Below are 22,897 nucleotides of genomic sequence, written 5' to 3'. Positions count from 1 at the left end.
TTCAAAACAATGCTTGGATTTAAGCTACCTGATCAATGTGCTCCATGGCTATTTGAAGCGAGACATTTTCATGGGAAGTGTTAAAAACGCAGATTCCTTTTTTAACAACCAAAATCTGAGGGGATTCATGCTGAACCAGGAAAGTGCCGGCTATAAGCTGCGATTCCCTGCGGTTGCTGATTACATCTACAATATATAGCGGTATTTCAACATCAGGCACACCACTAACCTCAGATTTGAGCTGACGATAAGCCATCAGGCTTGTCATACAACGCGGGCTGTGTTTGTAGATAATGGAGTATTCTTCTGATTTGAAAATATCCTGTATCTGGTCTTCATCTTTTATCGCAATCCAATTCATGATTTTAAAAGCAAGTTTTTTAACTGGTCCTTGTCACGAATATATAACACATAATTTCTCTTTTCATTCCAAATCCTCAGGGTTTTATATTCATTTACAGACTGGTTTTACGGTGTAATCTTCTGTTTTATAGTGGGTTGTAAGTTTACTAAATAGAAAGAGATCGGCATTTTACGTTCATTTGATGTTTTATTTACCCGAAAAATTAAAATCCAAACTTACGTTTTTCTTGTCCTAGTTCAATGCTTTCGCCTGGGCTGATCCGGTACATTTGTATCATCAAAACGAAAACAACTAAACTTTATAAGGACATGGAAAATACAATCAACGGCATCCACCATATTACAGCAATAGCAAGTGACGCCAAAAGAAATTATGATTTCTACACCCGTGTGATGGGTTTGAGAATGGTTAAAAAAACGGTGAATTTTGACGATCCAAACACATACCATTTCTACTACGGTGACGAAAACGGGACGCCGGGAACCATCCTTACCTTTTTCCCTTGGGGCGATCAAATCCCTGCCGGCAGAAGAGGAACACGTCAGGTAACCGAAATTGGTTATTCTGTGCCCGAAGGAAGTCTGGATTTCTGGTTGAAAAGATTACACGACAATAAAGTAACTTATAATAAACCCGCTGAAAAATTCGGCGAACAGTATCTTACTTTCCTGGATCCGGATGGTTTGAAATTTGAGCTGACAGTGCCTAAAAAAGCAGATAACCGCAAACCCTGGGAAACCAGCGAAGTGACTGCCGAAAATGCGACACGCGGTTTTCATAATATTACAATCAGTAGCAATAAAATTGAGGAAACTGCGAAAATACTGACCGATATTTTTGGTTATAAATTGCTGGAACAACATGTAAACCGCTATCGGTTTGTGACTGACGCAGTTGAAAATGCAGCAATAGTGGATCTGGTTGAAGTGCCGGGAGAAAGAGCCGGTCATGTTGCAGGCGGTTCTGTTCACCATGTAGCTTTCCGGGTAGCCAATGATGATATTTTGATGGAGTTCCGTAAAAAAGTTATCGAGGCCGGTCATCAGATTACGGATAAAATTGATAGAAATTATTTCTATTCTCTTTACTTCCGTGAACCGGGTGGTGTTCTTTTTGAAATTGCAAGTGACAACCCGGGATTTGCCACAGATGAAACGGTTGAACAGTTGGGATCAGGCCTGATGTTGCCAGCCCAATATGAACCGCGCCGGGAACAAATTGTAAAAGTGTTGCCTAAACTGGTTTAAATTTTAAAGGCAAATCGGCCAGGGAGTTTTCTTTGACCGATTTGTAATTTTAGTTAATTGATCCAAACGATCTTAAATTCCGAAATCATGTATTCGCATACAAAACAAATAACAACAAGCGGGAAGGAAATTGGTCAGGCAAAAAAGGCAATTATTATGCTGCATGGGAGAGGTAGTTCGGCGCGGGATATCATTTCATTGAAACGTTATCTCAAACTGGATGAAATGGCGATCCTAGCACCGGAGGCTACAAATAACAGTTGGTATCCTTATGGTTTTATGGCACCTGTGGGCCAAAATCAGCCTGCGCTGGATTCCGCATTAAACGTAATTGAGGACCTTGTGGCGGAAATTGAGGCTGAGGGTATCAGCTCTGAGAATATTTATTTTGCCGGCTTTTCTCAGGGCGCTTGTCTGACACTGGAATATACGGCCCGGCATGCCAAACGCTACGGAGGTATTATTGCGCTTACCGGCGGGCTGGTTGGCAAGCAATTGGTTGAAAGTAATTATAAGGGTGATTTTGAAGGTACGCCGGTGTTCATTTCTACCGGAGATCCTGATCCCCACGTGCCTGTTTCGCGTGTTAATGAAAGTGTTGACATTTTCAAAAACCTGAAAGCAAATGTCAGCTCAGAGATTTATCCCGGCCGTCCTCACACCATTTCAGCTGAGGAAATTGAAATCGTTAATAAGGAAATTTTAAGTTAATAACAGTCTGTTAATCAGTAATAAAAGATGGAACAAACCATTCTGCACAAGGCGGACACAAGACATTCAGCAGATCATGGCTGGCTGCAAAGCGCTCAGACATTCAGTTTTCACGGACATTATGATCCTGAACGTTTGCAGTTCGGTGCGCTAAGGGTGCTTAACGATGACACCGTAAACGGAGGAAAAGGCTTTGGTGAACATCCGCATGATAATATGGAAATTATCTCCATACCGCTGGAAGGTACTTTGGAGCACCAGGATAGTATGGGCAATCTTGCGCTCATAAGGCCGGGAGAAATACAGGTAATGAGCGCCGGAACAGGGATTTATCATACTGAATACAATAAGGATGCTGACGAACCGGTGAGCTTTTTGCAGATATGGCTTTACCCAAATCAGCTGAATGTTACCCCGCGTTACGACCAGCAGGATTTTTCTAAAAAAGATAAACACAATAAATGGCTTCAAATCCTCTCTCCGGATGCCGGCGATGAAGGCGTGTGGATTTATCAAAATGCCTGGTTTCATTTGGGTGACTTTGACAAAGGTTTTGAGGGAGAATATCATCTTAAAAACAAAGACAACGGCATTTATATATTTGTGATTGAAGGTGATTTGCAAATCGGTGAACAGGTACTTGGCAAACGTGATGGATTTGGTATCATGAATGCCGAAACGTTCGTTTTTTCTGTGCTGAACGAGGCCAAATTACTGGTTATGGAAGTGCCTCAAAAGTGGTAGACAGCTTAGGGGATCGCTGTCACCCATACATGTTTTTGGCAATCGCAGACTTTACAACTATATTTAATAATGGGTAAAACGAACATTCTTGTGCTGGCCGATCATCCGGAAATCCTGGCTACCATATTAAGGCTAATTAATAAAAACGAACTTTGGAATGGGGTAGGGGCAGCCAGTGCTACCGACGCTCTTTCTGTTTTTCAGGAAAATGTATTTGATCTTGTGCTGTTAGGTGTGGGTGTGGATGATCAGACCGAATTGGTACTTAGAAGCAGTTTTACAAGCACAAACCCGGATATGATCTGCATACGTCATTTTGGTGGTGGAAGCGGACTGCTTTATTCAGAAATTCAGCACGCGCTTGCAGGCCGCCACAATCAATAAAATTTATGTTTGAAAAAATAAATGCCTACGCGCTTCGGTGTATGCCTTTTCAACCCGATGATCTGGCCTATTTTGATACGTTACTACAATACAAAAAACAGCCGCGTAAAACATTTCTTTTGCAGGAAGGCGAAGTTTGCCAGTTTGAAGCATATATTTTGAAAGGCTGCATACGCACTTATCACATTGACCAGTCAGGAGCAGAAGTTACTTTGCAATTTGCTATAGAAGACTGGTGGGTAAGTGACATCACGAGCTTTCAAAATCAGACGCCGAGTCTCGTTTATATTGAAACGCTTGAAGATTGCGAACTACTTATTCTGACACCTGAAAACAAAGAAAAACTGCTGGCCACCGTTCCTGGTTTTGAGCGCATGTTTCGGTTGATGGTGCAGCGTAATCTCGCACAATTGCAGGAAAGATTGTTCAGGACTATTTCCACTACCGCAGTAGAAAAGTATCTTGATTTTTTGAACCGCTATCCCGCCATTCCACAACGCGTTGCGCAGCATTATATCGCTTCTTATCTTGGTTTTTCTCCTGAATTTTTAAGTAAAGTACGTAAAAAGCTAAGTGCGCAATAACGTACTGACATTGGCAAACACAGCCCGATGTCTTATCTTTGGCCCATGTCAAAAATGATTCCTGAAAATCTTACAGAAATCATGATCCATAATGCCATGGAAGTGCAAAACGATTTGGGCAAGGATCATGAACCGGTTGTAAAACTGCATTCAAAATACGGCAGAGCGATCTGGCTGTTATCTGAGCTTGATGCCGCCAACAACATTGCGTTCGGGCTTTGCGACCTTGGGCAGGGCAAACCCGAACTTAGTTACGTGTCAATCAACGATTTGGAAAGTATCAAACATGCCCGGCTAAAAGTGCCGATGGTAGAAATTGATCCGGCTTTTGATGGCAAATATCCCATGAGTGTTTATCTGCATGCCGCCCGCGAAAATAAGTGGATTACAGAGGACGATACGCTGCTTTTGGAAGCTCAGAATTTTTTAAATAAGAGCAGATAATTGTTTTATTCCGGACAAATCCGGCTTCCTGATTTCTGCGACAGCAATTCCTGATAGTGCCGTAGCCAGTGAAGCCGACAAAACGCTTAACTCCTGATTTTTATCCTTCTGTTTTACTGCAATTCCTGCCAGCGCGGCTACAATAGGGAGCAGATAATAAGGGTCGTTTAATCTCTTGGAAACCAGAAAACCTATTGCAGAAGTGAGCGGTATTAATCCTGTCGCCCATTTTTTTGCGTCTGAGTTTTTTTTAAAGTAGCCTGCCTCCTGAACAAGAGTAGTAGCACTCACTGCTGATGCTGCTGTCAGCCAACCTGTATAAATGCTTATAGATTTTTGCAAGGTGTTTTCAGGTTCTGGTGCACGCGTGGTGCCAATCTCCAGAGACCGATGCAATCCGATGGCAGCTGGCAACATGTTGATGGTAGTAACCGCAGCACCTATGCGGTTTTTTTTGTCAGACTTCGAAAAGAAATAACTAAAAATACCTGTAAGTAAATAACTCGCCTGAAGCCAGGGCTGGGCTTTTTGATATCTTAGGTTTAAACGTTGTGAGGGCAAAGCCTGGTGTATTGCCAGCGCTATGGTTCCGGTGTAAATAACGGGCCATACAATTCCGAAGGTTTCATTCGCAGGAGTCATCAAATTGCGATCGATCTTTTTTTGCTGTTTTCGGTCAAGAACTGTTTGAACCGGATTCTTTTTGCGGGGGCGGCTGAAAAAATAAGTGCCGACGATGCTGCCGATCACCAGTGCAGCCGTTGCGTACCGTTCAAGTTTGTTGTCAGACATGGTTTTGGAATTTTAGTTCTTTTTACAAAAAAAGATAAAAATACTGTACCTGATCAGCGTTACTTCATTCAGTTTTAAACTATAAATGGCCTCGTTTGAATAACATTATATTAGGAAAAAATTAGAATATTGATTGTAGCTCTTTCCAATGTTTTGTACACATGAGTAGTCACTATATTTGAGATAAAATACTTATCCCTAACAGTGATTATTTAATGAAGCGTTTTACTGCATTCTTCTCCCGGGAGAAGGTGATTTTAATTGTATACATTATTGTTAGTATTGTAATCGGTCTGCAGCACTACCATGGCGGACCTGGTAAATACAATAACTACATCATTTTCAGACAGTCGCTGTTTCATTTGCTCGATAAATCCAATCTGCATACTGGTTATCCAAACGAGTATTTTGATCTGTTTCTTTATCATCCCACTTTCTGCATTTTATTTAGTCCTTTCAGTCTTTTGCCGGTTTCTGTGGGGCTCATTCTTTGGCTTATCACCTGTTCGCTGGTGGTCTTTTATGCAATCCGCAGTTTGCCTTTGGAAGACAATCACAAGGTTTTTTTCTGGTGGTTTATTCTAATTGAACTGGTGACCTCACTACACAACCAGCAGACAAATCCAATCATCGGAGCTTTGGGTTTGCTTACGTTTTCGTTTTTAGAAAAAGATAAAATTAAGTGGGCTGCGCTATTTCCCATTCTTGCATTTTGTATCAAGGGCTACGGACTTATTTTCGCTGCATTGTTTTTGTTTTATCCCAAAAAAGGCTACTACATCCTTTATTCATTATTATGGATGACTGTTCTGGGATTTCTGCCTTTACCGGTTGTGGGTTCAGAACATTTCGGTCAGTTATACAAAGATTGGTACACCTGCCTGATTCAGGACCACAAGGTGAATTTTGGTTTTTCTATCATGGGATTAATCAAAGTCTGGAATCCTGCTTTCACCGATCAGGATGTGAGTAAAGTGCAATATGCCGGGCTGTTACTTTTTGCTGTTACCTGGTTATGGACTTTATTAAAACAGAATTTTAAAACCATCGAAAATCGTTTTCTTTTGCTTGCTTACGCGTCGCTGTGGGTAATCATGTTCAATCACGCGGCCGAGTCTTCAACTTATGTTATAGCCATTCAGGGAGTTGCGATCTGGTATCTTTTCAGCCGTGAGCAGCTTTATCCCTGGGCAAAGGTTCTGATATTTCTGGTGTTCTTTTTCAGTATTCTCGCTCCGACGGACATTTATCCCCTGTCATGGAGACGGGATTTTATCGTGCCGAATCTGATTAAAGTTATTCCTTGTTTTCTGGTGTGGTGCGTATTACTGATACAATTGTTTAGCGTTGAAAAAAAATAATTTAATACTTCATCATCAAATGATTAGCGTTGTTCTTCCCTGTTATAATCCATTGGATGGCTGGTGCCAGACATTTCTGGATCATATGACCGAGCTTAACGGGAAATTACCGGATTATAGTATCCAGTATATCATTTCCAATGATGGTTCAACCAGGTTAGATCTGCAAAAAATTGATATGCTTATGGCTTCTCCCAATGTGATTTTTCTGAACAGTGAGATTAACGAAGGGAAAGGCTCGGCGATCAGGAAAGGAACCAACCGTGCAGACGGAGATATCATTATTTACACCGATATCGATTTTCCTTTCGGTACCGCACCGATTGTGGAAATGATAAATGTATTTAAAGAAAATCCGCAAACATGGTTTGTTTATGGAAACAGAAACGTAGAATATTTCAAAAAATTACCTTTCAAAAGACAGCTTGTTTCCAAGGCGTTACATCGCCTGAACCGGATCTTTTTGTCAAAACATATTACCGATACACAGGCTGGAATCAAAGGTTTGAGAAGAGAAATCCTTCCGGAAGTTCTGGAGACAAAAACCAATACCTTTGTTTTTGAAATTGAGCTAATACGTAAACTGGTCCGTAAAAAAATAGGCATCAGATCTGTTGAAGTTTCAGCAAACCCAGCCATTGTGTTCAGCGATTTTAGTATGAAGGTTTTATTCCGGGAGGCAGTCAGCCTGGCGCGTATTATTATGATGAGCAGTATATGGAACGACATTTCATAAATTTAACCTTCGATCTGGAGGAGTTTGACATACCGGAGGAGTACGGGCAAAAAGTATCTGAAAATAACCAGATGGATGTTACGCTGGAAGGTATGAACAGGCTTATGCGAGTGCTGGATAAACACGACATAACCGTTACCTTTTTTACTACCGGTAATTTTGCCCGGAAAAACCCGGAACTGGTAAGAAATCTTGCCGCAAAGCATGAAATCGCTTCTCATGCACTTTATCATTCTCCCGCTCATATTTTTCAGCAGGACGATATTTTGATTTCAAAACAAATTCTGGAATCTGTTTCCGAAAGTAGGGTAACCGGATTTCGTATGCCGAGGCTTGCACCATTTGATGAAAGCAAACTTACGGAGTGGGGTTTTGAATATGATTCTTCTGTAAATCCAACTTATCTTCCCGGGCGATACAATCTTCTCCATAAAAATCCGCTTCCTTATATTGAAAAAGGATTGATCGAGCTTCCCTGCTCAACTACGCCGTTTTTGAGGTTTCCTTTATTCTGGCTGTCGTTCAAAAACCTTCCGCCTGCGATTTATTCGTCTATGTGCCTGCGAACGCTAAGAAAGAGAAAAACGCTGATGCTTTACTTTCATCCCTGGGAGTTTGCAGATATCAGCAGCTTTAAGCTTCCCGGATTTGTGAAAAACAATAATGGTCAGAAACTGACAAACCGCCTTGACGGGTTGATTCAGTATTTAAAAAGTAATAAGGGAGAGTTTGTAACCTGTCAGCAATTCTGTACACAGCTGAAAGAAAAAAGTTATCTGCTTAAATCTCCCTGGAAAATCTGAATTAGATAAACCTAATTTGCAACACTAAGTATAACAGATAGTCAATTGCGGTTGACCTGTTAATTTCCCGGAAATCTTCCACGTTTTCTCATTTTTGAAGGCAATGTTCCTGCCGACGTTTATTGAAGTTTTTTACTATGTCACAAACATTGTTAAATCAGTTACAAGGTTAGTTGGAATATACTTTCAATATTCTGGCATAAATTGCGAACAGTCTGTAAACCAGTGACAAAAGTTTGCGTTTTGGTGATTATCTAATAATAAACTATAACTTTTATATAATATTTGCCATAAATCAAAAAAAACGATATAATTGTTATAGTTAAAATTAGTTGACAAGATTTAAATTTGTTTATTTCAATTATAGGCAGATTTTATTTGTTAATTATAACTTTAAAAAGAATCTCTTGTTAGCCACACTCATAATCAAATTGACTTCTTAATGATTATACTTTACTTTTTTTGATACCATGAGTCCGTATAATGACGAAAGATCGTTTATAAGGCAAATTTCTCAGGGAGACCAAAAGGCCTTTTCGGAAATGTACGATCGTTACAAACCGGTGCTTTACCGCTTTGTTTTTAACATTCTCAAATCGGCTGATTTGACGAATGATTCCTGCCAGGAAATTTTTATCAAAATCTGGGAGGACCGCACCAGGCTTCATGAGGTAATGTCATTCAAGTATTATCTGCTTACGGTTGGTAAAAATCATAGTCTGAACGTTTTAAAAAAAGTCCTTTCTGAGGAAAAAACACTCTCTGCTTTTATCAGCAATTACAATGAGGTAAATAACGAGCTGGAAGAAAAAATGCAATCGGACGAATATCAGGATTTTATCAATTCAGTACTGATCACGCTAACTCCCCAAAGCCGTAAAATATTTCAATTGTGCCGTCAGCAGGGTTTGTCTTATGACGAGGCTGCCATGATGATGGGTGTTTCCCGCAATATCATCAAAAAGCACATGATCAAATCCATGAAGATCTTTAAAGTCGCAGTGGAAAAGGATCTGGGCATTGCTTTTAATGTACTTTCTGCTATCACCTTTTTTTTAGGTGACTTCGAGTCGTTGTTATTTGTTTAAATTTCTTCTTTTTATTGAAAATCAAAATATAATTCTTTGTTATTGCACTAATCGATAGAATAGTATAAACTTTTTGCAAATATTCAATTTATTATATTTTGGGGGGGATCCTTACAGTCATCCAGAGTTGTCTTACAGTTAAGAATGCAAAATTATGACAGATCCTAAATTACTTAGCCGGCTTGTTGAAAGGTATTATACAAATCAGGCAACAACTGAGGAGCTGGAAGTATTTATTGATCTTCAAAAAAAAGGAGTACTTGACGAAGCACTCAACGATTATTTGGAAGGTGTAATAAAAGAGGAAGCAATTCAGCCGGAAGCGTCATTTCAGCATCAGCCAAAAAGGGGCCAGTTAATGATGATTGCAGCCTCTGTTTCTTTACTGCTCCTGACAGGGTTTCTGGCCATGTGGGCTTTGAAGGGAATTAATGAGGTGAATTATGTTCAGGTACAGACGGATCAGTTTAAAGAAAAACAAATCCGGTTGTCAGATGGCTCACTGGTTGTTCTAAACCGCAACAGCGCATTTGCTTATCCTGAAAAATGGAGTGGTGAGTCCAGAGATGTAAAATTGCTGTCGGGAGAAGCCTATTTTGAAATTAAGCAGAATAAAAAATACCAGTCCTTTATCGTTCACACGCCGGATGATTTTAAAATTGATGTTTTAGGGACGGAATTTAATATTTCCAGCAAAAACGGGCAAACAAAAGTTTACCTGGAAAGTGGCAAAGTAAAAGTAGAACGGCATGGGCAGAAATCGGTTTTAAAACCCGGAGAACTGGCCGAATATGACAAAGAAACCGGACAGATAACGGTACAGCAGGCTAACGGGGAACTTTGGCTTGCCTGGAAAAACGACATGTTCTTCTTTGACGATGCCACACTTTCGGACATCGGCAAGACGCTTGAAGACTATTACCACAAAAATGTAATCATCGAAAATGAGTCTTTAGCAAGTTTACGTTTTACAGGGAAAATTTCCCGAAACAACATCGATATGGTACTTAAGATTCTGTCCAGGACGCTGAACATTGATATCATGCACCATAAAGATCAGATTATCATGGAAAATTCCGAAAAGGTTTACCGCCATGCAGATTAGTATCTAACCTAATTTACCTACAATAAACTTTCAGACTTATGAGATCAATGTTATCCAGGAAGAAATTTCTGTGGCTGATGTTTCTTTTGCCGGGTGCAGTTTGCCAGGTAAACGGGCAGGGGGCCATTTGGGCACGTGGGAATGATGATAAGCAGCCGGTGGTCGCCAAGGCTCGTCCTATCGCACTAACCGATGCTTTGCAGGAAATTGAGAATAAATATCATGTTACTTTTGCTTATCAGAAAGGCCAGGTAACAGGAAAACGTATATCGCGTACGTTAGGGAAAAATGAGAACATTGAAACCTATTTAAAAGAGGTTCTGACACCATTGAACCTATCAGCTGAAAAATTTCAGAAAACATTTGTAATTGCTGAACCCGTTAAAACCGTCCCTGTGAAAAAGGCTCCGGTGTCAACGTCAACGAACATGATGGATGTTCGTGTAAAAGGTAAAGTAACTGCTCAGGATGACGCCAGTGCACTTGCCGGGGTGAACATCATCGTAAAAGGAACGCAGATCGGAACTACGACGGATCAGGATGGAAATTATTCAATCCAGGTACCTAATGGTGAGTCGGTTCTGGTTTTTTCATTTTTGGGCTTTACCACGCATGAAACGCCTGTTAAAGACAGAGCAGTAATAGATGTTTTGTTGTTTTCGGATAGCAGACAGCTTAGCGAAGTAGTAGTAACAGCTGCTGGTATCGAAAGAGCTGCAGGAACACTTGGATATTCTGTGGCAACTTTAAAATCAGACGATCTGGCTCAAAAAAGCGAACCGGATCCAATGCGTGCACTGACAGGTAAAATGGCAGGTGTTAACATTCAGGGTGGTGGTGGAGTTGCGGGTGGTTCTACCAACGTAACAATCCGCGGGAATTCTTCGCTGGGAAACAACAACCAGCCTTTGTATGTTGTAGATGGTGTCCCTTTTGACAACTCTACTTACGCTCCTGCGGGTGACCGTCAGACGCAAAGCAGCCAGTCTACTGCAAGCCGTGCTTTTGACATTGACCCTAATAACATTCAAAGCTTAACGGTATTGAAAGGTGCTGCGGCAGCTGCGCTTTATGGTTCACGTGCAGCGAACGGCGCGATTATCATTACTACCAAAGCATCTGCCAAAAAAGGCAAAAAAGGTACTGAGATTACTTATAGTACTTCTTACTCAGCAGAGGAAATTGCGGGACTTCCTGATTATCAGCATACTTACGGGCAAGGTACCAACTTTGACTTTCGTACAGCGGTTTATGGTTCAAACGGATCGGCATACAGCAGCCGCGAAACGATTCCCCATCCTCTTGCACGTCCGGGATACAATTCAACTGATTTTCCTCAGTTTTATATGGCTGATGGCGTTACCGCTGCTCAAATTCCGTACAAGTCTTATGCAGGAAAAGCGCAGCGTGATTTTTTCAGAACGGGTTCTGTATTTGAAAACGGTTTAACGATCAACAGCGGAAGCGAAAAAGGAAACTTTACCTTAGGTCTTGGACGTACAAGTAACAAGGGTATTGTCCCCGGAAACGAAATTTCACGTACTTCCTTTAACGTAGGCGGTAATATTAAACTGGATAACAAATTTTACGCAAGAGGTACGATAAACTATGTAATGACTGATCAGAAAAGCCCTCCGATTGGTGGAAGCGGTGATATCATGAGTAACCTGTATTATTTACCAACAAGTTACGATCTGAGCGGTCTTCCGTATGAAAATCCGAATACAGGTGCAAACGTCTATGACCGTGACGGACTTGATAACCCTTATTGGTCTGTTAAACACAGCCCGTCTACTTCAAACGTAGATCGTTACTACGGTAACTTCGTGTTGGGTTTTGATCCGACTCCATGGCTGAATATCCAGAACACAGCTGGTTTTAATGCTTACACTGATCGCCGGGTAAGTGTTTTAGGCAAAGGTTCTTCTGTTTACGCAAACGGAACGATTAATACCGACAATATCTACCGTCAGGAACTGGATAACACGTTGTTATTCACCATCACCAAAAGCTTTAACAAAGATTTCTCTTTACGTGCCATTCTTGGAAATAACATTAACCAGCGTAAAACAGAGCGTTCGGCTTTCAGTGGTGACAACATCATCACAGCGGGTATCAATGATATCAGCAATACTTCAACGATTACTCTGGGAAGTCTTCCTAACAACCGTGCGAAGATCAAACAGCGTTACTATGCATTTTTTGGGGACGTAACACTGGACTATAAAAGCTTTGCTTCTTTGAACCTGGTAGCACGGAACGATGTGTCGTCTACGTTACCTAAGGCAAACAGAAGTTACTTCTACGGCGGTGCAAACGGGTCGTTTGTATTCTCAGAAGCTTTAAAAATTCAAAACAAAATTTTCAGCTCTGGTAAAGTGCGGTTGGGTTATACAAAAGTTGGTAACGAGGCCAGTCCTTATTTAACTGCCAATGTGTACACAGCCAATGCAGATGCAAGTGGATTAGGTGCGCCTTTCTCAAACGGAACGGTTACAAATGTAAGTACGCTGACCATGTCGGATGTACTGACCAATGCCAATCTTCAGCCGGAATTTATCACAGAGTTTGAAACAGGTACAAACCTTGAATTCTTTGAAGGACGTCTTTCTTTTGATTTAACTTATTATCACAAGAAAAGTACCTCTCAAATATTCACTGTAAAATCTGCTCCTTCAACGGGTTACACCGACCGGATCATTAACCTGGGACAAACATCCAACAGAGGTATTGAAGTAACCCTTGGTGCAACGCCTATCGAAACTGAAAACGGTTTCAAATGGGAGGTGGATGCCAACTTTACTAAAAACAAGAACATGGTTGATGACCTTGGGGGATATGCTCAGCTTGTTTACGGAAGCAACGTTCACATTGCCGGACAGCCTTACGGACAGATTTACAGAAGTCGTTATGCAAGAGATGAAGAAGGTAATATTTTAGTTAATCCACAGACTGCCAAACCAATATCTTCTTCAACAAGCGGACCGATCGGCAATCCAAACCCAACTTTTATGGCCGGACTTAGCAATTCTTTCTCTTTCAAAAAATTCACTTTGGGTGTTCTTTTTGACTGGAAACAAGGCGGAGCAATATATTCAAGTAACATTGGTGAAGCCATGGCGCGTGGTGTAAGTAAAGACACAGAAGATCGTTACAGAATGCTTATCGGACCAGGCGTGCTGGGTGATGTAAATACACTGAAACCACTTCTGGATGGAGAGGGTAACAAAATCCCGAACAATACAGCCATTACAGTAATCGATTATTATTTCGCAAGCGGCTTCGGGCCGGGTGGGGTAGCAGAAGGATCAGTATTCGATGCAACTGTATTCCGTCTTCGTGAAGTTTCTCTTGGGTACTCAGTGCCTGCACGTTTGCTTGCCAAAACACCTTTCGGATCTGCTTCGCTTTCGATCAGCGGAAGAAACCTTTGGTACAATGCACCAAACTTTCCAAAATACATGAATTATGATCCGGAAGTTAGCACAGGATCATCCAACAATGCCGGTGCGGATTCTTACGGGGTACCAACAACCCGCCGCTATGGTGTAAACTTACGAATCAGCTTTTAATCCAGTCAAAACCGGAAACATTATGAGAGGAAAATTTAAAATATCCGCGTTACTTGTTCTGCTATTTCTGGCAAGTTCCTGCAGTGATTTTGTGGACATCAACAGTGACCCAAACAACCCGACAAAGCCTACGCTGAGTCTGCTTTTACCTGCAACCCAAATGTCTTTGGCAGGTTATTTCAACGGAGTTAATGCGGGAGGTTCTTCTGCCATGCAACACTTTGCATCCGGTGCTCTAAACCGTTGGAATCAAAGCGGAACATCATTTTCTACGCCCTGGTCAGGTTTCTACACTGCCACCATTCCTGATCTTGAAACGGTAATAAGAGAAGGTACAGCTCAGGAAGCATGGGGATATGTAGCAATCGCAAAGCTTGAAAAAGCTTATTTATACAGCATTATGGTTGATGTGTGGGGAGACGTACCCTACACCCAGGCGGCGGGAGAATTTGCTGATCCGGCTCTTGACAAAGGAGCTGATATCTACACCAGTCTTTTTGCACTGATCGATGAAGCGCTTGCTGATATGAACAAAAGCTTTACAGTAGCTGCGGGTTCCGATATTTTTTATCAGGGAAACAAAACTAACTGGACACGTATGGCCAACTCGCTTAAACTGAAAATGTTTAATCAGATCCGCCTTTCAGATCCAGCAAAAGCCAGTGCCGGTATCAAAGCATTACTTTCAAGCGGTGCCCTTTTAATTGCAGACAATGCTCAGGATTTTACTTTTAAGTACGGAACTAACGTAACACCAAACGCACGCCATCCATGGTACGTGAGCTGGTATGGATCCAGCAGAGGCGGTTATGTAAGTATGCCACTTGTTAATAATCTGAAAGACAGTGACGATCCGCGTCTTCGTTATTATGTATTCCGCCAGAACTCAACAGTAGGTCTTGCAAACTCAAACAACGGTGAAGGTTACTACGGCCGTGAACCGGGTGATGGAGCTGCTTCTCCTGCAGATGCAAATACAAGAGCATTGATCGGAATTTATCCGGCCGGTGGTTTGTATGACAACGGAACGATCAAAACCTTGACTGCTGCTAACGTGTATTTGAACAATACAGGTGCGGTTTCAACTTCTACTTCAAATTCATTTAAAATTCCTCTCTCCACTGCGGGAGACGGAACGGGTGCGGGAATTCTTCCTTTGATTACTAACTCAATGGTGAAATTCATCAGAGCGGAAGCTGCATTGACAATGGGAACAGGAGAGGATGCGGCACAGCTTCTTGCTGATGCGGTTACTGCTCAGCTGACTACCGTAAGTACGCTGGCAGGAAGCAACAAAGGAACTACCATTCCTGCTGCAACGATCACAGGTTTTGTAAATAAGGTTAAAACACAGTTTACAGCTGCCAGCGAAACCGGTAAAATGGAACTTTTGATGACGCAGAAATGGATTGCCCTGTTTGGTAACGGCGTAGAATCCTACAACGATTACCGCAGAACCGGTCTTCCAAAACTAGGCGACCTTGTTTCTCCGCTTGACGTGTTCCCTTTGCGTTTTTACTATTCTGAAACGGAACTGACATCGAACGAAACTTTGATTAAGGATCGTGAAACAATTCAGAGAGCTCAGCAGACCACACCTGTATTCTGGGATAAATAAGATCGGGCAAAAAAAATATTGATATCAATTTTAAATTAACAGATATGAAAAAGTTCTTTGTATATGCCATGATGCTGATCGCTATTGGGATGGATTCGTGCAAGGATGTGGAGTACGACTGGGAAAAGGCAACAACCGGTGCTGCTCCAAAAGTAACGGTGAACATAGCGAAGTCTGCTTTGCCAACCGTACAAACCGGAAACGTATCTTTCTTTAACCTGAAGGATCCGAATTATGCAACAACGCAGCAATTTGAATGGACGCTGGATTATTTCGATTTTGGGAGAACCACGGTAACCTCCATTGACGTATATCTTAGCTTCAACAAAAAAGAATCCAGCCCGCCTGCGTACCCGATTGTTTATTCTTTGGCCGGTGAGTTTCCAAGTATCCGTCAGTTCCCGCTGCCGAGCACCGTCCTGGCAACAGATAAGTTGTATGAAAAGGTGACAACCTTTCCTAAAACTTTTACTCTTACACCGGCTCAGCTTGCTGCATTCACAGGTACAAATCTGAGCACTGTGGTTGCCAATGACTACTTCCTGTTCAAGTTTATCCTGACGATGGGTGACGGCAGAAAGATCGTTCAGTATCAGGAAAATGCTTGTGATGAGTCACGTGGCGAGCCTTGTGACTGCCGTGTAGGTGTGAGGTTCAAAAACCAGTAATATTTTTTAATGAAACATTAAGGAGTTAGGGTTATTAAGCATTTTCCTTAATGTTTCTTCACTCCTTAATGGTTTATAAATTTGTACTTAATGATCAAAAAGTTAATCCTATAAATATGATACGAATACGTTTATGTATAGTACTGTTATTTTTTTCAGTATCGGTATCCTTTGCCCAAACCATCCCGACGCCAAAGGAACATTTTGGTTTTAACATCGGTGATGATTACAACCTGGCTACCTTCACCCAGGCTGAGGCTTACTTCAAAAAAGTAGCCGCTGTTTCGGACAGGGTAAAGTTTGTTGACATTGGTCCGACAGAAGAAGGCCGGCGCCAGCCAATGATGATTGTTTCCTCTCCCGCTAACCTTAAAAAATTAGATCGTTACAAAGAAATCTCCCAGAAACTGGCACATGCCGAAATCACCGAAGAAGAAGCACGTGCTTTAATTGGTGAAGGCAAGCCGGTTGTTTGGATCGACGGTGGTCTTCACGCTACTGAAACCGTGGGTTCTCATCAGCTGATCGAAACGTATTACCAACTGGTAAGCCGCAAAGATCCTGAAACAATGAAAATCCTGGACAACGTGATCATTTTGCTTTCGCAGGTAAATCCTGACGGACAGGAAATCGTTGCGAGCTGGTATATGAACGAAAAAGATCCTAAGAAACGGAACATGAACATTCCGCGTCTGTATCAGAAATATGTAGGTCACGATAACAACCGTGATTTCTACATGATGAACATGAAAGAAACCACCAACACTTCTACTCAGCAGTATGTTGAATGGCTTCCGCAGATCATTTATAATCACCACCAGACTTCACCTGCAGGTGCTGTTGTGGCAGGTCCTCCTTACCGCGATCCTTTTAATCATCTTCTTGATCCGCAGATAATTACGGGTATTGAAGGTGTTGCTGCATCTATGATCAACCGTTTGCATGTTGAAGGCAAACCAGGGTATACACGTTTGGCAGGATCTGTATTTTCCACCTGGTGGAACGGTGGTCTTCGTACAACACCTTATTTCCATAACATTATTGGTATCCTGACAGAGATTACAGGAAATCCGACACCGATGACCATTCCTCTGGTACCGGACCGTTTAATTCCAAACAATGCAAACCCATTCCCGGTAATGCCTCAGAAATGGCCATACCGCCGTTCAATCGATTATTCAGTTTCGCTTAACTACGGAATCCTGAATTATGCGCTTCGCAACGGAGACGAGCTGATGTACAATATTTACAAAATGGGCAGAAGCTCTATCGAAAAAGGAAGCAAAGATACCTGGACACTTTATCCAAAGTACTCTCAGGCTGTAACCGATGGTTTTGAGGCTTCTAAAAAAGCAGCACCGGCAGCCCGTCCGCGTCCGGACAGCACAGCAGCAGGCGCAGCCTTTGGCGGATTTGGTGGAAACACAATTCCGCAGAAGTTTTTTGATAGTGTTTATACAAATCCTGTTTTAAGAGATCCAAGAGGTTTTATCCTTTCGGCTGATCAGGCGGATTTTCCAACAGCTGTGAAATTTATCAATGCGCTGATCAAATCAGGTATTCTGATTCACAAAGCATCAGCGCCTTTCACTGTGGAAGGTAAAAAATATCCTGCTGGTTCTTATGTGGTGAAAGCTGCACAGGCTTTCCGTCCGCACGTGATGGATATGTTCGAGCCACAAAATCACCCGAATGATTTCGAATATCCGGGCGGTCCTCCGATCCGTCCTTACGATGCAGCAGGCTGGACACTTGCTTTCCAGATGGGTGTTAAGTTTGATCGTATCTTAAACGCATTTGACGGTCCTTTCGAACGTATTCCTTACGGACAGGTTCAGGCGATGCCTGTTGTTTCAACACCATCTTCAAAAGGCGGATATCTTGTTGATTCAAGAGTAAACAATGCTTTTACAGCTGTTAATGATCTGATGAAAGCAGGTGTTGAAGTGTATCGTACAACCGACAGCACATCTACTGCTCCTGCCGGATCGTTTTTTGTTCCTGCAAAAGGCAAATCGATTTTGGATAAAGCATCGGCAAGTTATGGTGTAAAAGGAATAGCCGTTTCGGCTCGTCCGGCCACATCGGTTAAAGTAACGCCCGCGCGTATCGCTCTTTTTGACAACTACGGCGGCTCGATGCCATCAGGCTGGGTTCGCTGGATGATGGAACAATACAATTTTGATTATAAAGTGATTTACCCTCAGGATATTGACAAAGGCGATTTGTCTTCAAAATACGATGTGATTCTGTTCATTGGCGGAGGTATTCCTGCGGTTGCTACCGGTGGTGGTGAAGGCAGAGGCGGCTTTGGCAGACAGCCTAAACCAGAGGAAATAGCAGAAGAGTTCCGTCCTTGGCTGGGCAGCATTACTCCTGCAAAATCAATTCCTGAACTTAAAAAATTTATGGAAGCAGGCGGACAGGTTGTTACAGTGGGCAGCAGCACTGCACTTGCTTATCATTTGGGGCTTCCTGTAACCAATGCACTTACAGAAGTAAATGCAAAAGGAGAAACCAAAAATCTTTCGGGAGAGCGCTATTACATCCCCGGAAGTATTCTTAAAGTTGCTTTTGATACAGACGCACCGGCAAACTGGGGTATGGCCAGCGAAGCAGATGTTGTTTTCAGCAATAGTCCTGTGTTCCACATCGGGCCGGATGCGGCTATGAAAGGTCTTACACCGCTTGCATGGTTCTCAACTGCTAAACCACTTGTGAGTGGATGGGCTTGGGGAGAAACTTATCTGAAAGATGGCGTAGTTGCCTTCCAGGCCAAAGTTGGTAAAGGGAAACTTTATGCCTTCGGACCTGAAATTACTTTCCGTGGACAGTCGCATGGTACTTTCAAGTTATTGTTTAATGAACTTTACAAAACAAATCTGACCAAATGACAAACAAATTTAATCGCCTGTTTTTAGCGATCCTGTTTTTAGGAATTCAGTCGGCCTGGGCCCAGATTCCGACACCCAAAGAGCACTTTGGGTTTAGCATTGGTGATGATTATCAGCTAGCCAATTTTACACAGACAGAAGCTTACTTTCAAAAAATTGCAAAAGCTTCGGATCGTGTTAAGTTAACTGTGATTGGTAAAACCGCAGAGAATCGCGACCAGCACATGCTGATTGTTTCTTCTCCTGAAAACCTGAAAAAGCTTGACCGCTATAAGGAAATTTCTACGAAAATGGCGCACGCCGATGGTATTAGCGAAGAGCAGGCACGGGCAATGGCAGCAGAAGGAAAATCAATCGTATGGATCGATGGTGGTTTGCATGCTACGGAAGTTGTAGGTATTCACCAGCTTATAGAAACACTTTACAACGTAGTTAGCCGCAATGATGCTGAGACGAAAAGGATTCTTGATAATGTGATTATTCTTTTCACACATGCTAATCCTGATGGACAGGAGTTGGTTTCCAACTGGTATATGAGAGAAAAAGATCCTTTGAAGCGTAAAAACGAAGGGCTTCCGAGATTGTATCAGAAATACATCGGTCACGATAACAACCGCGATTTCTTTATTCAGAATCAGGTGGAGAGCCGTAACATGGGGCAGCAGCTTTTTGTTGAATGGATTCCTCAGATTATGTACAATCACCATCAGAGAGGACCTGCGGGTTCCGTTTTGGCAGGACCTCCTTACCGTGATCCGTTCAACTACGTTTTTGATCCGATGATGGTAACAGGAATTGATGCAGTGGGCGCAGCAATGTACAACCGTCTGAATGCCGAAAACAAGCCAGGGTTTACACGTCTGACTGGTTCGAGCTTTTCGACCTGGTATAATGGCGGTCTTCGTACAACTACGCATTTTCACAACATGATCGGTTTGCTTACAGAGATTATTGGCGGACCAACCCCAGAGGACGTACCTTTGGTTCCGGAACGTCTGATCCCGAACAACAATACGCCTTTCCCTGTAACGCCTCAGAAGACATGGCATTTCAAGCAGTCTATTGACTATTCGGTGTCATTGAACTATTCGGTTCTGGATTATGCGGCACGTAACAGCGATCATTTGCTTTACAACATTTATACGATGGGTAAAAACTCTATCAAACGTGGAAGCGGTGATTACTGGACGCCAACACCAAAGAGAGTGGAGGAGATCAACTCAGCTTATAAAGCAGATCAGGCCAAAGCAAGACCACGCGGAGGAGAAGCACCAACCCCGGGCGGAGGAGGTATGTTCCGCGGAGGCGGTGGTGTTCCTGTTAAATATTACAACACGGTTTTTGAAGCACCAGCCAAACGTGATCCGCGCGGATACATCATTCCTGCAGACCAGGCTGATTTTCCAACAGCAGTGAAATTTATCAACGCATTGGTTCGCACAGGTATCCAGATCGAAAAAGCAACATCTGCATTTACAGTAGCCGGTAAAAATTATCCTGCTGGTTCTTATGTGGTTAAAACTGCTCAGGCTTTCCGTCCACACGTAATCGATATGTTCGAGCCGCAGGATTATCCTAACGATTTCCAGTACCCGGGCGGACCTCCGATCAGACCTTACGATGCAGCAGGATGGACACTTGCTTTCCAGATGAGTGTTAAGTTTGACCGTATTCTGGAAAAATTCGACGGACCATTTGAAAAAATGCCATACGGACAGCTTCAGTTACCGGTTGGTAAAGTTGCATCGGGTTCAGCAGGTTACGAAATCAAGGCGAGTGTGAACGATGCATTCATCGTAGTAAATGATCTTTTGAAAGCAGGAGCAGAAGTTAGTCGTCTTGCTGACGGTACTTTCTACATTCCTCAGAGTGCAAAGTCAAAAGGAATCGTTGAAAAAGCTACAAAAGAACTGGGTATCCAGATCGGGGCGGTTGCTAAAAAACCAGCCGGAGCAATGGAAAAAGTTGCTCCTTTGAAAGTGGCGCTTTGGGATACTTACGGTGGATCGATGCCCTCGGGTTGGGTACGCTGGATGCTTGAACAGTATCGCTTTCCATTCAGTGTTATTTTTGCAAAAGAAATCGATGGCGGTGATTTGAAAAGTAAATATGATGTGATCGTATTTGTAACCCGCGCTATCTCTGCACCTTCTGCACGTGACTCTGTTATGAATGCCATGTTTGCAGGAAGAGGACCAAAAGAAGAAGAAGTTCCTGAGGAATTCCGTTCTACAATGGGATCCATCACGGCTGCCAAATCTATTCCGCAATTGAAGAAATTCATGGAAGCAGGCGGTAAGATCGTTACCATCGGAAGCAGCACAGGTCTTGCCTATCACTTAGGTTTGCCTATTCGCAACGCAATTACTGAGGTTACTAAGGATGGCAGCAGCGAACCGCTTCCTGGTGAGAAATTCTTTATTCCGGGAAGTCTTCTCAATGTAAGCGTTGATACGACTGCAAAAGCAAGCTGGGGTATGAGCTCAAAAACGGACGTTTATTTTGATAACAGCCCTGTTTTCACAGTTTCACCGGATGCAATTGCCAAAGGCGTTATCAAACCGCTTGCATGGTTCCCGAACAGCACACCGCTTCGCAGTGGATGGGCATGGGGACAGGCTTATCTGCAGGGTGGAGTAGCCGCATTTGAAGCCAATGTGGGTAAAGGTAAATTGTACGCCTTCGGTCCGGAAATCACTTTCCGCGCCCAGTCACATGGAACATTTAAATGGCTGTTCAATCAGCTGTACTAAAATAGGTGCTGAACAAACGTTACTTTGTTTGGCCTGAATAGAAAAACGGGAAGGATTGCTTTTAAAAGCAGTTCTTCCCGTTTTCTTGTTTAAAATCAGATTGTTAACTTAAGGCAATAAAATAATCTAATATCTCTAAATTCGGTTTACAGATATTATTTCAAAATTCTTTGACCTATACGGCCTCGCTGCAATTTTCGGAGTTACAACTTATTTTATAACTGATTCCTAAAATCTCAGAGGAGACGAGGGTGAATTTTAGTGTGGTGAATGAGAAGTGATGTCAGAGGTTTACAGCTTTTTTACAAACGGATAAATGTATTTAATTATGTGCCCGGCAACATCTCTCCTTTCAACATAAATATCCAACGTAATATCTTCTCCCACTTTACTGGCTTTGACTTTAAACCACGCATTATAAACAAATTTGTCATTATTATAAGCGTTCTGAGTCTGCTCAAATTCCAAAACAAATTTGTTTTTCACTTCGACATTGAGAAATGTCAGCTCTATGTCATTTACATTTATTGTAGAATCTCCGGAAAAGGGCCCGGGAAAACCCGTCAGTTTTAAATTTACCCGGTTGTTCGACCTTCCCGTAATTTGAAGATCTATTTTTCTTTCAGTTGTATTATTACGTCGGTTATAAATATAATCTCCTTCAAAGTAGATGTTATTCCCGGGTCCCAGTTCAGTCTTTGTACAAGACAGAAATATTACTAAAATTGATGTTATACTAAATCCAATTTAAATAGACGTATTTCTGATATAGGGAAAACAAGTAAGTGAAATCACGTTGTCAATGGATTCTGAAATGTTCTCTACTACTTTCTGAATTTTTTGTTGTGCGAGTTCTAGGCTGTCAAAAACTTTGTTTTTCAGATACCTCCGCACTTCCTTGAAAAATCTTTCAATAGGATTTAGTTCAGGACAAGCGGGCGGCAATTTTTTAAATACTAATTTGTTGGCATCAAAAAGTTCGTCTTTATGAGCTTTCGCACCGTCGGCTATAAAAAGAGACTTTTGGTT

20 protein-coding genes are annotated in these 22,897 nt (G+C 42.2%); 16 read left to right on the top strand and 4 right to left on the bottom strand.

The genetic code is table 11. The annotated features are described in order from the left end of the window. Positions 1–19: 19 nt before the first annotated feature. Entirely contained in the window at positions 20–361 is a 342-nt protein-coding gene (gene ytxJ / locus E0F88_RS28380) for a bacillithiol system redox-active protein YtxJ (protein ID WP_131961722.1), read from the bottom strand. Positions 362–672: 311 nt separating this feature from the next. On the opposite strand from ytxJ, the gene E0F88_RS28375 reads away from it, so the two are divergent. The 6 genes from E0F88_RS28375 to E0F88_RS28350 all read left to right on the top strand — a co-directional run bounded on the left by E0F88_RS28375 (position 673) and on the right by E0F88_RS28350 (position 4,478). Then, positions 673–1,611 (top strand): ring-cleaving dioxygenase, encoded by a 939-nt coding sequence (locus tag E0F88_RS28375; protein ID WP_131961721.1) that lies wholly within the window; start codon positions 673–675, stop codon positions 1,609–1,611. 87 nt (positions 1,612–1,698) lie between these two features. Continuing rightward, positions 1,699–2,322, top strand: a complete 624-nt coding sequence (locus E0F88_RS28370) for an alpha/beta hydrolase (protein WP_131961720.1) — start codon at positions 1,699–1,701, stop codon at positions 2,320–2,322. A 27-nt stretch (positions 2,323–2,349) separates the two neighbouring features. Further along, entirely contained in the window at positions 2,350–3,066 is a 717-nt protein-coding gene (locus E0F88_RS28365) for a pirin family protein (protein WP_131961719.1), read from the top strand. A gap of 69 nt (positions 3,067–3,135) precedes the next feature. After that, complete coding sequence (locus tag E0F88_RS28360) at positions 3,136–3,450, top strand: response regulator (protein ID WP_131961718.1); 315 nt, start codon at positions 3,136–3,138, stop codon at positions 3,448–3,450. A gap of 5 nt (positions 3,451–3,455) precedes the next feature. Continuing rightward, the gene (locus E0F88_RS28355; RefSeq protein ID WP_131961717.1) at positions 3,456–4,034 is read left to right on the top strand and encodes a Crp/Fnr family transcriptional regulator; all 579 of its coding nucleotides are present in this window, start codon (positions 3,456–3,458) and stop codon (positions 4,032–4,034) included. A 45-nt stretch (positions 4,035–4,079) separates the two neighbouring features. Then, the gene (locus E0F88_RS28350) at positions 4,080–4,478 is read left to right on the top strand and encodes a DUF2958 domain-containing protein (protein WP_131961834.1); all 399 of its coding nucleotides are present in this window, start codon (positions 4,080–4,082) and stop codon (positions 4,476–4,478) included. Here E0F88_RS28350 and E0F88_RS28345 read toward each other — a convergent pair. Beyond that, complete coding sequence (locus E0F88_RS28345) at positions 4,461–5,270, bottom strand: TspO-related membrane protein (RefSeq protein ID WP_131961716.1); 810 nt, start codon at positions 5,268–5,270, stop codon at positions 4,461–4,463. The genes E0F88_RS28350 and E0F88_RS28345 overlap by 18 nt on opposite strands. A 215-nt stretch (positions 5,271–5,485) precedes the next feature. On the opposite strand from E0F88_RS28345, the gene E0F88_RS28340 reads away from it, so the two are divergent. The 10 genes from E0F88_RS28340 to E0F88_RS28295 all read left to right on the top strand — a co-directional run bounded on the left by E0F88_RS28340 (position 5,486) and on the right by E0F88_RS28295 (position 21,868). Then, positions 5,486–6,631, top strand: a complete 1,146-nt coding sequence (locus E0F88_RS28340; RefSeq protein ID WP_131961715.1) for a glycosyltransferase family 87 protein — start codon at positions 5,486–5,488, stop codon at positions 6,629–6,631. Positions 6,632–6,650: 19 nt separating this feature from the next. Then, entirely contained in the window at positions 6,651–7,367 is a 717-nt protein-coding gene (locus E0F88_RS28335; protein WP_131961714.1) for a glycosyltransferase family 2 protein, read from the top strand. Beyond that, positions 7,349–8,170, top strand: a complete 822-nt coding sequence (locus tag E0F88_RS28330) for a polysaccharide deacetylase family protein (RefSeq protein WP_131961713.1) — start codon at positions 7,349–7,351, stop codon at positions 8,168–8,170. Before E0F88_RS28335 ends, E0F88_RS28330 begins: the two co-directional genes overlap by 19 nt. Before the next feature lie 470 nt (positions 8,171–8,640). Continuing rightward, on the top strand, positions 8,641–9,258 hold the full coding sequence (locus tag E0F88_RS28325; protein ID WP_131961712.1) for an RNA polymerase sigma factor: 618 nt from the start codon (positions 8,641–8,643) through the stop codon (positions 9,256–9,258). A 154-nt stretch (positions 9,259–9,412) separates the two neighbouring features. Continuing rightward, positions 9,413–10,363: a FecR family protein gene (locus E0F88_RS28320; protein WP_131961711.1), complete on the top strand. Its 951-nt coding sequence runs from the start codon at positions 9,413–9,415 to the stop codon at positions 10,361–10,363. A gap of 38 nt (positions 10,364–10,401) precedes the next feature. Next, positions 10,402–13,935, top strand: a complete 3,534-nt coding sequence (locus E0F88_RS28315; protein WP_229213943.1) for a SusC/RagA family TonB-linked outer membrane protein — start codon at positions 10,402–10,404, stop codon at positions 13,933–13,935. Between the two features lie 22 nt (positions 13,936–13,957). Beyond that, a complete protein-coding gene (locus tag E0F88_RS28310; protein ID WP_131961710.1) occupies positions 13,958–15,553 on the top strand; it encodes a SusD/RagB family nutrient-binding outer membrane lipoprotein in 1,596 nt (531 codons plus the stop codon). 44 nt (positions 15,554–15,597) lie between these two features. Continuing rightward, on the top strand, positions 15,598–16,221 hold the full coding sequence (locus E0F88_RS28305) for a hypothetical protein (protein WP_131961709.1): 624 nt from the start codon (positions 15,598–15,600) through the stop codon (positions 16,219–16,221). 116 nt (positions 16,222–16,337) lie between these two features. Next, entirely contained in the window at positions 16,338–19,115 is a 2,778-nt protein-coding gene (locus E0F88_RS28300; RefSeq protein ID WP_131961708.1) for a M14 family metallopeptidase, read from the top strand. Further along, a complete protein-coding gene (locus tag E0F88_RS28295; RefSeq protein ID WP_131961707.1) occupies positions 19,112–21,868 on the top strand; it encodes a M14 family metallopeptidase in 2,757 nt (918 codons plus the stop codon). Before E0F88_RS28300 ends, E0F88_RS28295 begins: the two co-directional genes overlap by 4 nt. A gap of 291 nt (positions 21,869–22,159) precedes the next feature. Here the strand turns inward: E0F88_RS28295 and E0F88_RS28290 are convergent, their stop codons facing one another. Together E0F88_RS28290 and E0F88_RS28285 are read right to left on the bottom strand one after the other, a co-directional pair. Continuing rightward, positions 22,160–22,354: a hypothetical protein gene (locus E0F88_RS28290; protein WP_131961706.1), complete on the bottom strand. Its 195-nt coding sequence runs from the start codon at positions 22,352–22,354 to the stop codon at positions 22,160–22,162. Positions 22,355–22,615: 261 nt separating this feature from the next. Next, on the bottom strand, positions 22,616–22,897 hold a 282-nt coding region (locus E0F88_RS28285), incomplete at its 5' end, for a transposase (protein ID WP_181956071.1).

It is taken from the genome of Dyadobacter psychrotolerans (assembly GCF_004349265.1).
Classification (GTDB): domain Bacteria; phylum Bacteroidota; class Bacteroidia; order Cytophagales; family Spirosomataceae; genus Dyadobacter; species Dyadobacter psychrotolerans.
The sequence above is the reverse complement of the archived record's forward strand: the minus strand, read 5'-3'. Positions and strand labels throughout refer to the sequence as shown.